The sequence below is a fragment of the Vibrio frigidus genome, from assembly GCF_042465995.1.
GTDB lineage: Bacteria > Pseudomonadota > Gammaproteobacteria > Enterobacterales > Vibrionaceae > Vibrio.
Window position 1 is genome coordinate 706097 of record NZ_JBCDMC010000001.1, and the last position, 13295, is coordinate 719391.

Consider the following 13295-nt stretch of genomic DNA (forward strand, 5'->3'; position numbering starts at 1 on the left):
ATTTTTCCAAATTAATCTTCTTCAATACTGCTTAAGTATTCTTCTGCGTTGGTTAAGTTATCTAACTCAGAAGGGTCAGACATCTTAATCTTAGCAATCCAACCACCTTCATATGGTTCTTCATTGATAAGTTCTGGGCTGTCGTCGAGTTCTTCGTTAACTTCAACAATTTCACCCGTGATAGGTGAATATATGTCAGAAGCGGCCTTTACAGATTCAACCAAAGAGAAACTCTCGCCTGCTTCAATTTCACTTTCAACTTCAGGAAGGTCTACAAATACGACATCGCCTAACATCTCTTGTGCGTGCTCTGAAATACCGATAGTTACAGTTCCGTCACCATTGTCTTTTATCCACTCATGGCTTTCTGTAAATTTCAGGGTGTTGTCCATCTTATTGTCTCCAAACTGTTAATATCAATAATTGAAAAACTGGTTACGTTTATAACGTCATTCGCTCGCAGCCAAAATCGTTTAAGCAATTGTCGCTAAGAAGAGCGAACTTAAGCATGTTCTCAGTATAAGCGTAGAATATGCACAAGAAGATGAAGATTTCATTTTAATACTCTTAATCTGCTTGAGTGAACTCTAATGTATTTAATTGTCGTGTATTAATGGTCAGTCGTCGTTTCCGCAATCGATTGCATTCGAGGGACGACGCCATTGACATGTTGGTAACATAACCATTGTTTTTTCAATAATCAATCAAAAATTTCCAATAGGAAACATAATTTCGTATGGTTTGATAAATTGAAGTGAAAATGTTGCTGTTTCCTTATTATTAGGCTTCATGCAACAATAAGATAAAGCATAACAATAATGGATGGATTACGAATGCCTATTGAAAACCTAGACGAATATCCTTCGATTAAGTTAGAAAAAGATGGGGTTAGTGAAAGTATTGAACCTTTGAAGCTGGGGCAAAAGATTAAAGACATACGATCTAATTTAGGGATAACATTAGAAGAGGCAAGCCAGAGGACAGGCTTGGCCCGCTCTACGCTTTCAAAGATAGAAAATGAACAGATATCCCCGACGTTCCAAGCAATGCAAAAGCTCGCTTCCGGATTGAAAATAGATATGCCTCAACTTTTTGAACCGCCAAAAACAACAATGGCTACAGGGCGTAGAGATCTGACTATGCAAGGGCAGGGCAAGCCTCATCCGACACCAACCTATGAACATGAACTTTTAGCTACCCAATTAATGCATAAGAAAATGATGCCGTTTAAAAGCCGTATTCGCACCCGTAGAATTGAAGACTTTGGTGACTGGGTCAAGCATGATGGAGAGGAGTTTCTACTGATTTTAGAAGGAGAGGTAACTCTTTATACTGAGTATTACGAGCCCATTAATCTCAAAGAGGGTGATAGTGCTTATTACGATGCAAACATGGGACATATGTTGACGTCTGTCAGTGATGAGGACGCTTTGATCCTTTGGGTGACGGCAAAATAACCACAATCGTCTCGGCTGTTTGTCATCATTCTTGTGCCATTTTTGTTAATAAATAGGTGAACAATTTAAAACAATCTGTTATTAATGCTCTGCATAGTAAACAATGTTTATTATTGGAAACAGCGCTGTTTCAATAGTCCAAATCTTTATGGAGAAAGTGATGACCGAATTACATAAAACCCCTTTACACGCACTGCACATAGAAGCGGGTGCTAAGATGGTTCCCTTTGCCGGATACGATATGCCAGTCCAGTATCCGCTTGGTGTAAAAAAGGAACATCTACACACTAGAGATGCAGCCGGGCTTTTCGATGTTTCTCACATGGGGCAACTTCGTTTAAAAGGCAGTAACGCAGCAAAAACATTGGAAGCACTTGTTCCTGTCGACATTATTGGTCTCCCTGCTGGCAAACAGCGTTATGCTTTTTTTACCAATGAACAAGGTGGCATTCTCGATGATTTAATGGTGACCAATTTTGGTGACCATATCTTCGTCGTTGTAAACGCCGCATGTAAAGAACAAGATATTGCGCATCTGCAAGCGAACCTACTTGACGGTGTCGAATTAGAAATAATTGAAGACCGGGCTCTGCTTGCGCTTCAAGGTCCAAAAGCGGTTGAGATATTGTCTGCTTTCCAACCTGCGGTTGCCGAGATGGTATTCATGGACGCACAGATTATCGATATCGACGGCGCTGAATGTTATGTAAGTCGCTCTGGTTACACGGGTGAAGATGGCTATGAAATCTCCGTTCCTGCAAATAAAGCGGATGAGCTTGCTCGTAAGCTTACGGCGGTTGACGACGTAGAATGGATCGGTTTAGGTGCGCGTGATTCATTGCGTTTAGAGTGCGGATTGTGCCTGTATGGCCATGACTTGGATACGACAACAACACCAGTAGAAGCGAGTTTGCTTTGGGGTATTAGTAAGAATCGTCGTCGTGACGGCGAACGAGCGGGTGGTTTCCCAGGCGCTGATATTATTCTCACACAAATCGAAACTAAAGACGTTCTACGTAAGCGCATAGGACTCGTTGGGCAAACCAAAGCACCGGTACGTGAAGGCTGCAAACTGTTTGATGCGCAGGATAACGAAATTGGTATAGTGACGAGTGGAACGGCAGGGCCCAATGCAGGAAAGCCTGTTTCGATGGGGTATGTTGCGAAGGAATTTTCCGTAATAGGAACCGAAATCTTTGCCGAAGTTCGAGGTAAAAAACTGGCTATGACAGTGGAGAAAATGCCGTTTGTACCGCAAAGGTATTATCGAGGTTAATAAATATTTTCTGTTTTATCACCTACGCTTAGCTTCTCAATTATGCATAGCGAGCTTTCATTATCAGAAAGTTCGCTATTCTCATCTCTTCGTGACTACATTAGCGCTAACGTTGCTTTAACTCGTTAGACGAGCACAACCTCTTGTAGGTGGAGACTTCTGTGCTGAGTAAATTAATACTTTTGTCGATTATTTAAGGACAAAATTTGAAGGTTCTAACCTATTAATTATATTCCTTAAGTGGTCCAAAAAGACTATTATTTAACTATATACATGCTAAAAAGGTAGCTAATATGTTAACAAAGCTGACTTTAGGGATATCCACCGCACTGTTCTCGTTGTCTCTCAGCGCACTAGAAGTTGACTCCTATATTGTCAACGGTACAGATACCTCTACCTCTACTTATCCTTCTTATGCTCGTCTTTATTATAATGAGTACGGCAATTATGGCTATTGTGGCGGCACGTTTATCGACGCTACCCATGTACTGACGGCTGCACATTGTGTCGACCAAAATGCCGACAATATATCCGAAGTGGACCTCCTCTTTACGGTGGCAATACCTAATTTAGATGATGAAGACGATGCTTCCAATGCAACTAAATATTATGTTTCCAAATTCTACATTCATGAAAATTACGACCCTGATCAAGTCTTCTTAAATGATATCGCTATTTTGGAACTGGAATCAGCCGTAAATATAAGTTCATATACGCAGTTTGCTAGCGATCAAAATCTATATAGAGCGGATGGTGTTAACGAGACATTTGTTGCCGTCGGCCATGGTAATACTAAGACAGGTGAAGACAGCACTACCTTATTACAAGAGGCGACATTGACATATATTGCAAACAGTTCATGTACTGAATACAAAGTAGGTGGTGCATCTGAATCCCAACTATGTATGTCAGGTGACATTGATGCTGGAAGTGGTTTACGTAATTCGACTTGCCAAGGCGATTCGGGCGGCCCTTTGTATTGGAATGGTAATCAGGTAGGTATTACAAGTTATGGGCCTCTTGCTGGTTGTGGGCTTGCGACAATAACCGCAACATCGGTATTTACTGAAGTTGCTGATTATTCAGGTTGGATAACTAATGTCAAAAATGGGTTGGTTGCAGCAACCTATACGACGAGTGAAAGTGATAGAGAATACTATCGGCTAAATGGGCGCTTACCGGATGCGGTATCCGATGTTTTAGGTTCTGGTGGCGGCGGTGGCGGTAGTGTCCCGCTTTGGTCTACGTTGGTTATGTTAGGAATGGCTATTTTTAGGAAGAAGCGCTCTTAGGCCGATTCTTATTAGTCGATTATAAATAAGAGGAAGGCGTATTTGCTAATGCTGATCATTTAGGAAAAAGTCGTCATTCCCGTGAAAACGGGAATCTGTGTGGGTTTTAGATTCCCACTTTTGTAATGATGACGGAGTTTGAAGTCTTAATTGAATAGCGATTAAAGCGTAATTGCTTCCTTTTTTGTATCGTTTTTTAAAAAGATTAACAGCCAGTGGTTTCTAATTCATATGCAGGGGAGCCACCTTCATCAATGGCTTGGGTGTATTTGATCCAACAGTTTCCCGATTTCGGTGTTCCGGTGTTATCCGTATCGAATCCGACATAAAGATAGTAAGCACCTTCCTCTTCGGTCACTAAATCACCATCCAGCAAAATAGCTTTGCCAATATCCGTATTATCAATATAGTTCCAAATGAGATCCCATTCGTCATCATCTTGGATGTTGTTTTTATTGAGGTCAATATAGGTATGACGAGCTAATGACGCTCCATCTCGACTTTTCACATAGCCGAGCTGAGACTTGGCAAAAACGATATTGTTAACAGACTGCATGCTAGCTTTAACACCGTTTAAGGCGCTAATTCTAGAATCTTGCTGTAAATTTAGGAAACGAGGAGCGGCTGTCACCGCGAGAATACCCAAGACAACAATGACTATCACCAATTCGATGAGAGTAAAACCATTCTTTTTCATGTGAGTTATTTATAATTGGAATTGCGGTTAATATAGTGCGAATAGGTTTTATAATCAACAACTAACCCCGCGAATGCGGGGGTAGTTAACATCATTTTTAATCACTTGATTGTTTCAATAATCCAAACGGTTCTAAAAAACCAATTCGCTTAAAATACCAAATGTGCGACACCTGCGATAACCGGCAAAGTGATGAGTGTTCTCAATATAAATATGATGAAAAGTTCGATAAAGTTAACTGGAATACGGCTACCTAAAAGCAATGCGCCCACTTCTGACATGTAAATAAGCTGAGTAACTGACATAGCGGCAATAACGAATCGGGTAATTTCACTATCTACAGAAGATATAATGATGGCAGGTAGGAACATATCTGCAAAGCCAACCATCATCGTTTCCGATGCTGCGGCCGCCTCTGGTATGCCGAGCAACTCTAAATAGGGAACAAACGGTGTACCCAAAATAGAGAACACTGACGTATATTCTGCGACGATAAGCGCGACGGTACCAAGACCCATAACAACGGGTAATACACCAAAAACCATATCAACCGCATTCTCTAGACCATCGTTAACGACTTTCTTAACGCTGGTGACCTGAGATGCTTTGTTTAAAGCAAGCTTTAAGCCCCAAGAGAAAGCGTTGTGATTGTCTGGAACGAGGTCGATATCTTTGTCTGGAGCCGAACCGTCGACAAAGATGTCTTTTTTACGACTTAATGGTGGTAAACGTGGAATGATAATCGCTGCAACAATACCTGCGAGGCAGATCGAGCCGTAAAATGGTAGAAAATACGCTTCCAACTTTACCTGAGCCAATACGACGAGACTAAACGTAATAGAGACGGCAGAGAAGGTGGTGCCAACAACCGCAGCTTCTCTTTGAGTATAAAATTTGTTGTCGTATTGCTTACTGGTCAACAAGATACCAACGCTGCCATCACCTAACCAAGAGGCAATACAGTCTATTGCGCTTCTACCCGGTAAGTTAAATATCGGTCGCATCACTTTACTGAGTAAGGTGCCCACAAGCTCTAGCAGTCCAAAGTTCAATAAAAGTGGCAATAATAATCCAGCAAAAATGAAGACTGAAAAAAGCGTTGGCAGTAGGCCTTCTAGTACTAAGCCGCCGGTATTCTCTTCCCATACCGCTTTCGGACCTAGATGGTAATAGGTCATGATGACTGCTAACCCACCAATGACTCGAACGATAAGCCATAGTAGAGAAGGGTTAAATAGGCGGTCAAAAAATAAATTGTTTTTAATAAATGAGGGTTTGACGGCTCTATAAAGTAGTGACGCAACGGCCATAAATGAAATAATAATGGTGACGATTGGAATCAAGTATTCATCGAGTAAGGCGATTAAGCCCTTAGCGAGTATCGCCACAGGGATGGTAATGTCACCTTCATAACTGATGGGAGCCATAAATAGAAATAGGCCCAAAAGAGAGGGAATGAAAAAAATCCAAAAGGTGCTATTTCTTTTTTCAAGCTGGTTAGCTTGGGTATTATTTGGCATCTGAAGTCTCTAAATATTTTGGTGTTGTCCGCCGATGTCCTTGGCATAGTTATTCACTAAATGTCCGTATTTAGTCAGAATGGGGCAAGGTTAGCGTTTGTTGTCTCGAATTGCAATAGTATTCACTTGTATATGGGTTATATTCAGCAAGCACGGTTGTATTTGCCCTTTGCTATGGATAAATATGTTGCATAACCGATACCTCGCAACATATCAATTAGGTATGTTTGATCTGAGTTTTGCGTCTATAAGGGCCATTCAGTCAAAGTGGTCCATTTCGCAGTCAAACGATATCCAACCACGCTTTCTTTGCTCATAAACAGAAAAACTGGGGCTTGCGAAGTCTTGTTCTTTGAATAAACCTAAAGGAACGATGGTGGCATCAAGTACGGCGTTCAGTTTCAGTCTCATCGTAGTTCCGCAACGGGGACAAAAGTCATAAGTAACTTGATTTCCAGAATCGGCGATTCTGGAATAGGACACGACTTCGCCATCTAGCACGGTATTTTCGGTCAGATAACGGGCCTGCACACCAAACACACTTCCTGTCCGCTTTTGGCATTCAAAGCAGTGGCAAATTGCCGTTCTAATAGGTTCACCCTTACAACGAATAGTCACGAGATTGCAGGAACACGACGCAGTGCGAATTATAGACATAGCTTTTTCCTTCAACAGTGATATTTCCAATCTAACGGATTAATAATAATTCTCAAATTAAAACAGTGTTTTGTATCAATTATGCATACTGTGTCAAAGTGTTGACAATTGTAAAGTTAGTAGCGCACCTCAAAGGAATTGTTATATTATATCAATTGTCATAAAATTGACTTTAGTTCAATGGTGCTCAACATGCACCTATTGTAGTATAACCCCACTGGAAATGGATGATCATTTTAAGCTAGTGTTATAGCGCTTTCAGTGGCATATCAATGATAAAAGAACGATTGGATGTATTGTGTTTAGAAAACTATTTTCTCCTGTAAGTTATATTTTGTCTCAGGATGTACCTTTCAAAAAAAGATTGTTCGCGACCCTGTTGCCTTTGGTTGCGGTTATCACGCTGGTAAGCTTAGGTATTGACTCTCGAACCGAAGATAGAAAGTTTGTCCCGATTCAACTCAAAGAAATGCCCACCTACGATAGTGCCGAAACACAAGTGGCATCAGAGGGACTTGATTCGGCTCCCGACTATAGTTATACCATTCAAAAAGGTGATAATCTCAGCTCCATATTTGATCAGTTAGGCTTTCCTTATAGCGATTTACTTAAGGTTATGGAGGCCGATCTCAACTATCTGATGTTGGATACGTTAAAGCCCGGAAATCAACTGCTTTTTTGGGGAACGGAAGGACAAAATCACCTTAGTAAGATGATTCTACAATTCAATATTGCTGACAAAGTGCTATATACAAGGCATGAAGATGAGAGCTATCAATTCAAAGATATCTCGGTACCTGGAGAGTGGAAACTAGAACCATATGTTGGCGAGATCCATGGTAGTTTTTCTCAGTCTGCGAACAAGGTCGGTGTTGGGAATAACGAGATAGAGCAGATCAATACCTTATTGAAGGATAAGCTGAATTTTTCTCGTGATTTACGAGCGGGTGATCAGTTCGAGATTGTTCAAAATAGGCAGTATGTAGGTGATCAAACGACGGGGAAGAAAGAAGTTCAGGCTATTCGAATACATAATAGAGGACGAACTGTTACGGCTTTTTTACACACAGATGGTCAGTATTATGACAAAGACGGTAAGAGTTTACAAAGAGCATTTCAAAGGTATCCAACGGGTAAAAGGTATAGAATTTCATCTTCATTTAATCCCAATCGAAAACATCCAGTAACCGGTCGAACATCGCCTCACAATGGCACCGACTTCGCAACCCCTATCGGTACACCTGTTTATTCTACAGGGGATGGTAAAGTGATACTGACTCGAAACCACCCATATGCAGGTAAGTACATCGTCATTCAGCATGGCAGTAGCTACAAAACTCGGTACCTACACTTGAGTAGAATATTGGTGAAAAAAGGCCAGGCGATTTCTCGAGGACAGAAGATTGCACTTTCTGGAAATACTGGGCGTTCAACGGGCCCACATTTGCATTATGAATTTATGATCCGAAATAAAGCGGTCAATGCAATGAAGGCGAAGATACCAATGGCGAGTTCGGTGCCTAAAAAAGAGATGACGGAATTTAAGGCTAGGATAGCTGAATACAATGAGTTGCTAGGTCAGCAGTTTTTAGTCAGTACTACCAAGTAAGTCGATAATCTAAATGATATTAAAAAGAACTGACCTAAGGTTGGTTCTTTTTTCATTGTCACATACAATCAACGCAATTCTATAAATAGAGATTAGAGCATGCTTCAAAATGAATTTGAGACCCTAGTTAATGTACTTTGTGAGCTAGAAAATCTACCTCAGGTATTAGAACACTTGAAAAGTAGTGAAGATGAAGAGATAGCAGAGGCTGCCGAATCATTATCAGGACAGTTTTCTTTGGCCGACGTCGATGGTGAAAAACGTATCTATCACGTGACATTGCAAGAGAATGACACTGGTGAAGAACAGGAATTTGTAGAGCACGTGATGAATGAAGGCGATCATGTTGTTAATTTTGTTGCTTGGTTCTTTTTTGCTATGTTTGATGTTAAACACAAAGAGACGTTTCAAGCTGCAGGTAAGACCTACAAGCAGCCTAAACGTAGCTGATCTGAATTTTGGTCATTCCTTTTTAAATAACCTTTAATTGATGTCCAAACTCCTGATTAAAGGACCTTTTTCTGGTCATAAAATGAGCAGTTTGGACTATTCCTATCCATGTATATCTATGACTTCGTAAGGTTCTAGTATAGATATGATGTCGCAGTTTTTGTTGTTCGAAAGTTGTAGCGCGGACTCTGACAAAATACTTCCAGCCTTCGCAAAATCTTGATAGTAACAGGTGATAGGTATTTCGAGCATCTGTAATAGACTAGGTGAAGCTGATGAGCATACGATACTTAAATTTTCCCCGATAACAATGCCCATATTTTTTGCTGCTTTTTTCGTCAAATAGACTAAGTGTGGAGATACTGTGATAACGGTGTCAGCACTATCTAAAACAGCCTCAATTTTCGCTAATGTGGAACTATCATCATTAGCATCTACGCGAACAATACAATTATCTGTTTCTTTATCATGTGTATTTAAGGCGTCTTCGTATCCAGAAATTTGTAAAAGATAATGTATATAGTTGTCGTTGAGCGTTAATAAGATGACTTTTTTAGCCGCGTTGTCTAATGCATTTTTAGTCGCTTGGTAAGCAAATAAATAGTTATCATAATCAAAGTAATTATGTGGCAGTTTTGCATTACTTTTGCCAAATGTTATGAATGGTATGTTTAATTGATCTAAACGATTTATACGTGCATCAAGCGGCTCTAATTGAGTAACAACGAAAGCATCGGGTGTGTTGTTTTTTAAGTAATCATCAAACAGTTGTTTAGCTTCATGTTTACTTGTGTATGGAAGCAGTTTTAGCGAATAACCGCTGTTGGAAAGATTGCTCATAAAGCTTGAGATTAAATTGTATTGACCAGCCCCCATCGCCGATGCGGAATCTTTTCTATCGAAAGGTAGCATCATCGCTATTTCGTAGCTTTTACCTGTTCTTAAAGATTTTCCAGCTAAGTTGGGGCGGTAATTTAACTGTTCTGAAATCAAAGTAACGGTGTCGATTGTACTTTGTTTTACTTTTTCAGGTGATGCAAAAACACGTCCTACGGTAGCAACAGAAAGCCCAGTCTTTTGAGCAATTTCTTTAAGTGTGACAGGTTTAGTCAAGGTATTAATCTCCGATAACCCAATTTGGAAATGGCTTATTATTCTAATCTAAACTCGGTTAATGTCAAAGTGAATATGATAACGATCTCATTATTGATGATAACGATATCATAGAGAGTGATAACGATCTCATTTGCAATGATAACGATATCATTTCGCGTTGACGACTACTTTTATGTTGCCTATAGTTGCCTCAGCATTCAAAAACACACCCTACGGAGATTAGAAATGCGCACAAAACTTAAAGGAATATTTCTTACATCACTATTGGCAAGCAGCTCCTTTTTAGCACAGAGTGAGGAAGTGTCAGTGGTTCACTTTTGGGTTACAGGCAGTGAATCCAAAGCCCTTGAAGTGATAATTAATAATGTGAAAGAACAAGGTTACGATTGGAAGGATATTTCAGGGAATAATCGAAGTACTGCTATGTCACTTTATAACAACATGCGAGCGGCAAACCAAGCTGTAGATGCTGTTATTTGGCAACCAGGACCTGGATTGTTTGAGATGGTAGATGCCAATCAAGTTCGAAACTTAGATGATATTGCTAAAGCTGAAAAATGGGATAGTGTTTTCTATTCATCGGTTCAGGAGCTTAGTAAGTATAAAGGCTCGTACTACTCTATCCCAACCAACATTCATGGCGCTAATTGGATGTTCTATTCTATGGATGTGTTAAGCGAATCCGGTGTTGAAGTTCCAACAACGTGGAGCGAATTCCTAGAGGCCGCTCCTAAAATCAAAGCGGCTGGTTTTACTCCTTTGGCACTTGGTGGAGAAGCGTGGCAAGAGAGAATTCTATTTATGTCAATCGCACTTGGAGAAGGTGGTAAGACTTGGTTTGAAGATGTTTTTCTTAAGGGCAATATTGAGAAGTTAGATAGCCCAACGGGTAAACGCGTGATAACAATGTTCAGAGAACTGAATGAATTTGTTGATGCAGGATCTCCGGGACGGAATTGGAATGACACTACTGGATTACTTATCCAAGATAAAGCAGCATTCCAGTTTATGGGCGATTGGGCGAAGGGCGAATTTTCGGCCTCGGATCAAAAAATTGGCTCAGATTATGGCTGTAGAGTTGCTCCGGGTTATGAGGCGTTGATGGTTCAAGTGGATAACTTCATTGCACCAAGCAGCGGTAATATTGATGCACAAAATGCATTCATCAAAGCAGCGACTTCAGCTAAATCTCAAGAGGAATTTAGTGTTCACAAAGGTTCGCTCCCTATTCGTAAAGATGCTGATGTTTCTCATTTAGATGAATGTGTAAGTTATGCCTTCAATTTATTAGGCGATTCAAGTAAACAATCTCTTAACCCTACTCAGGTTATGTCACCTGATGCTATGGGTGGTTTGATGGATGCAATCACTAATTTTTGGAATAACAAAAATATCTCAAACGAAGATGGTATCGCGTCAATTATTGATGCAGTAGAAATGGCGAAATAATATGATCCGCTTATCAAAAAGTCAGAATGTAGTACTTGTTCCGACAGTAATTGCTATCGTTTTTGTTTTTTACGGCCCATTAATTTGGACTACCTTGATATCTTTTACGTCGTCAAAGGTTCTACCTACCTACGACTTTGTAGGGTTCGCACAATATGAACGTTTGTTTAGGAATTTAAGATGGAAAACCGCTGTCGAAAACATGTTTATTTTTGGATTTCTATACGTAACCTTTTGTTTAATTATAGGCTTTTTGTTAGCGGTTCTAATCGACCAAAAGATAAGATTTGAAAGCGTCTTCAGAACGGCGATGTTATATCCGCTTGCTATCTCTTTTATTGTTACTGGTTTGGTGTGGCAATGGATATTGCATCCTGAAATTGGATTGCAGAATATAGTCCGAGGAATGGGCTTCGAGTCATTTACTTTTGACTGGTTAACACGTTACGACAAATCTATTTACGTTGTAGTCATTGCAGCTGTATGGCATTCCTCAGGTTTAGTTATGGCATTGATGTTGGCTGGATTAAGAGGGATAGACAACGACATCTGGAAGGCTTCCATGATAGATGGAATCCCAAAGCTCAAAATGTACTTTCATATCATTATTCCAATGATAAAAGGGATGGTGCTGACAAGTACCATTATCCTAATAACTCATGTGCTTAAGTCTTACGATTTGGTGGTGGCATTAACTAAAGGTGGGCCGGGGTTTTCTTCAGACATCCCGAGTAAGTTCATTGTCGACTATTTATTTGATAGAGCAAATATCGGGTTTGCCAGTGCGGCAGCCGTCAATATGCTTCTCATCATGTTTGCGGTGTTAGCTCCATTTATCATCGTACAAAAGCTAAGAAAAGGTAAATAATCATGGATGCTATTGTTGTTGCTCCGCGAAACAAAAAGAAGAAATTTGGTGTTGAGCGTATAGTCGTTTACTTCTTTTTAGTGATATTTGCCTTATATTTCCTCGTTCCACTTTATATCATGCTTGTTACTTCGTTAAAGGATATGAGTGAGATTCGAGCAGGAAATATACTGGCACTACCTAACGAAATAACGTTTTATGCTTGGGATAAAGCATGGAACAGTTCTTGTTCTGGAGCGGTATGTGAAGGCATCTCTTCAGGTTTTTGGAACTCAGTGAAAATCGTCGTTCCGTCGACAATTATTTCAGTTTTTCTTGCTGCCATTACTGGGTATGCACTTGCTTTGTGGAAGGTTCGCTGGGGAAATATGCTGCTTTCAGCATTAATGCTTGGTGCGTTTGTGCCTTACCAAATTCTTCTATACCCATTGGTAAAATTGATGGCATTTGCTGGACTATACGGTTCATTACCCGGGGTTATCTTAGTTCACGTTTTATTTGGATTGCCGATTCATACACTTATTTTCAGAAATTATTACATGAGCTTGCCAAATGATTTAATGAAGGCCGCCTTAATTGATACCGGTGATTTTTTCAGAATTTTCTTCCACATAATACTTCCGATGTCTTCCAGCATCTTGATTGTAAGTACGATTCTTCAGGTGACGGCGATTTGGAATGATTATTTGATAGGGCTGACATTTGCAGGACTCGATAACTTACCAATGACAGTAATGCTCAATAATATTGTGAATTCAACATTTGGTGTAAAAGAATATAACGTTGATATGGCCGTTACGATGATTACGGCCATGCTTCCTCTAGTTGTGTATTTCGGCTCAGGCAAATTCTTTGTCCGTGGAATCACTAACGGCGCAGTAAAAGGTTAAGGGTTTAAGGATTA

At 40.1% G+C, this 13295-nt stretch carries 13 protein-coding genes; 8 read left to right on the forward strand and 5 right to left on the reverse strand.

Annotated elements, in window-relative coordinates:
• Positions 1–11: 11 nt before the first annotated feature.
• Positions 12–392 (reverse strand): glycine cleavage system protein GcvH, encoded by a 381-nt coding sequence (gcvH, locus tag AACW90_RS03160; RefSeq protein WP_390230641.1) that lies wholly within the window; start codon positions 390–392, stop codon positions 12–14.
• A 441-nt stretch (positions 393–833) separates the two neighbouring features.
• Between gcvH and AACW90_RS03165 the strand changes: the two genes are divergently transcribed.
• The 3 genes from AACW90_RS03165 to AACW90_RS03175 all read left to right on the forward strand — a co-directional run bounded on the left by AACW90_RS03165 (position 834) and on the right by AACW90_RS03175 (position 4025).
• Positions 834–1457: a helix-turn-helix domain-containing protein gene (locus tag AACW90_RS03165; protein WP_390230644.1), complete on the forward strand. Its 624-nt coding sequence runs from the start codon at positions 834–836 to the stop codon at positions 1455–1457.
• 148 nt (positions 1458–1605) lie between these two features.
• Positions 1606–2733: a glycine cleavage system aminomethyltransferase GcvT gene (gene gcvT, locus AACW90_RS03170; RefSeq protein WP_390230855.1), complete on the forward strand. Its 1128-nt coding sequence runs from the start codon at positions 1606–1608 to the stop codon at positions 2731–2733.
• A gap of 293 nt (positions 2734–3026) precedes the next feature.
• Positions 3027–4025, forward strand: a complete 999-nt coding sequence (locus tag AACW90_RS03175; RefSeq protein ID WP_390230647.1) for a S1 family peptidase — start codon at positions 3027–3029, stop codon at positions 4023–4025.
• A gap of 205 nt (positions 4026–4230) precedes the next feature.
• Here the strand turns inward: AACW90_RS03175 and AACW90_RS03180 are convergent, their stop codons facing one another.
• The 3 genes from AACW90_RS03180 to AACW90_RS03190 form a co-directional block, all read right to left on the reverse strand.
• Positions 4231–4722, reverse strand: a complete 492-nt coding sequence (locus AACW90_RS03180; RefSeq protein WP_390230650.1) for a pilus assembly FimT family protein — start codon at positions 4720–4722, stop codon at positions 4231–4233.
• 149 nt (positions 4723–4871) lie between these two features.
• Positions 4872–6242, reverse strand: a complete 1371-nt coding sequence (locus AACW90_RS03185; protein WP_390230653.1) for a YjiH family protein — start codon at positions 6240–6242, stop codon at positions 4872–4874.
• Between the two features lie 258 nt (positions 6243–6500).
• Positions 6501–6899, reverse strand: a complete 399-nt coding sequence (locus AACW90_RS03190; RefSeq protein ID WP_390230656.1) for a GFA family protein — start codon at positions 6897–6899, stop codon at positions 6501–6503.
• A 298-nt stretch (positions 6900–7197) separates the two neighbouring features.
• Between AACW90_RS03190 and AACW90_RS03195 the strand changes: the two genes are divergently transcribed.
• Together AACW90_RS03195 and AACW90_RS03200 are read left to right on the forward strand one after the other, a co-directional pair.
• On the forward strand, positions 7198–8508 hold the full coding sequence (locus tag AACW90_RS03195; RefSeq protein WP_390230659.1) for a peptidoglycan DD-metalloendopeptidase family protein: 1311 nt from the start codon (positions 7198–7200) through the stop codon (positions 8506–8508).
• 99 nt (positions 8509–8607) lie between these two features.
• Positions 8608–8958: a hypothetical protein gene (locus AACW90_RS03200; protein ID WP_390230662.1), complete on the forward strand. Its 351-nt coding sequence runs from the start codon at positions 8608–8610 to the stop codon at positions 8956–8958.
• Positions 8959–9060: 102 nt separating this feature from the next.
• Here AACW90_RS03200 and AACW90_RS03205 read toward each other — a convergent pair whose 3' ends face one another.
• Positions 9061–10071, reverse strand: coding sequence for a LacI family DNA-binding transcriptional regulator (locus tag AACW90_RS03205; RefSeq protein ID WP_390230664.1), 1011 nt, complete (start codon positions 10069–10071; stop codon positions 9061–9063).
• Between the two features lie 228 nt (positions 10072–10299).
• Here AACW90_RS03205 and AACW90_RS03210 point away from each other — a divergent pair, with 228 nt between their 5' ends.
• The 3 genes from AACW90_RS03210 to AACW90_RS03220 are packed head-to-tail and all read left to right on the forward strand — an operon-like array spanning position 10300 to position 13281.
• Positions 10300–11523: an ABC transporter substrate-binding protein gene (locus AACW90_RS03210; RefSeq protein WP_390230667.1), complete on the forward strand. Its 1224-nt coding sequence runs from the start codon at positions 10300–10302 to the stop codon at positions 11521–11523.
• A 1-nt stretch (position 11524) separates the two neighbouring features.
• Positions 11525–12391, forward strand: a complete 867-nt coding sequence (locus AACW90_RS03215) for a carbohydrate ABC transporter permease (RefSeq protein WP_390230670.1) — start codon at positions 11525–11527, stop codon at positions 12389–12391.
• Between the two features lie 2 nt (positions 12392–12393).
• Complete coding sequence (locus AACW90_RS03220) at positions 12394–13281, forward strand: carbohydrate ABC transporter permease (RefSeq protein ID WP_390230673.1); 888 nt, start codon at positions 12394–12396, stop codon at positions 13279–13281.
• Positions 13282–13295: the final 14 nt, after the last annotated feature.

Bases quoted from the DNA above. Each gene is read 5' to 3' on its own strand.
- gcvH (WP_390230641.1), bottom strand. From the start codon at position 392: ATGGACAACACCCTGAAATTTACAGAAAGCCATGAGTGGATAAAAGAC.
- AACW90_RS03165 (WP_390230644.1), top strand. From the start codon at position 834: ATGCCTATTGAAAACCTAGACGAATATCCTTCGATTAAGTTAGAAAAA.
- gcvT (WP_390230855.1), top strand. From the start codon at position 1,606: ATGGAGAAAGTGATGACCGAATTACATAAAACCCCTTTACACGCACTG.
- AACW90_RS03175 (WP_390230647.1), top strand. From the start codon at position 3,027: ATGTTAACAAAGCTGACTTTAGGGATATCCACCGCACTGTTCTCGTTG.
- AACW90_RS03180 (WP_390230650.1), bottom strand. From the start codon at position 4,722: ATGAAAAAGAATGGTTTTACTCTCATCGAATTGGTGATAGTCATTGTT.
- AACW90_RS03185 (WP_390230653.1), bottom strand. From the start codon at position 6,242: ATGCCAAATAATACCCAAGCTAACCAGCTTGAAAAAAGAAATAGCACC.
- AACW90_RS03190 (WP_390230656.1), bottom strand. From the start codon at position 6,899: ATGTCTATAATTCGCACTGCGTCGTGTTCCTGCAATCTCGTGACTATT.
- AACW90_RS03200 (WP_390230662.1), top strand. From the start codon at position 8,608: ATGCTTCAAAATGAATTTGAGACCCTAGTTAATGTACTTTGTGAGCTA.
- AACW90_RS03210 (WP_390230667.1), top strand. From the start codon at position 10,300: ATGCGCACAAAACTTAAAGGAATATTTCTTACATCACTATTGGCAAGC.
- AACW90_RS03215 (WP_390230670.1), top strand. From the start codon at position 11,525: ATGATCCGCTTATCAAAAAGTCAGAATGTAGTACTTGTTCCGACAGTA.
- AACW90_RS03220 (WP_390230673.1), top strand. From the start codon at position 12,394: ATGGATGCTATTGTTGTTGCTCCGCGAAACAAAAAGAAGAAATTTGGT.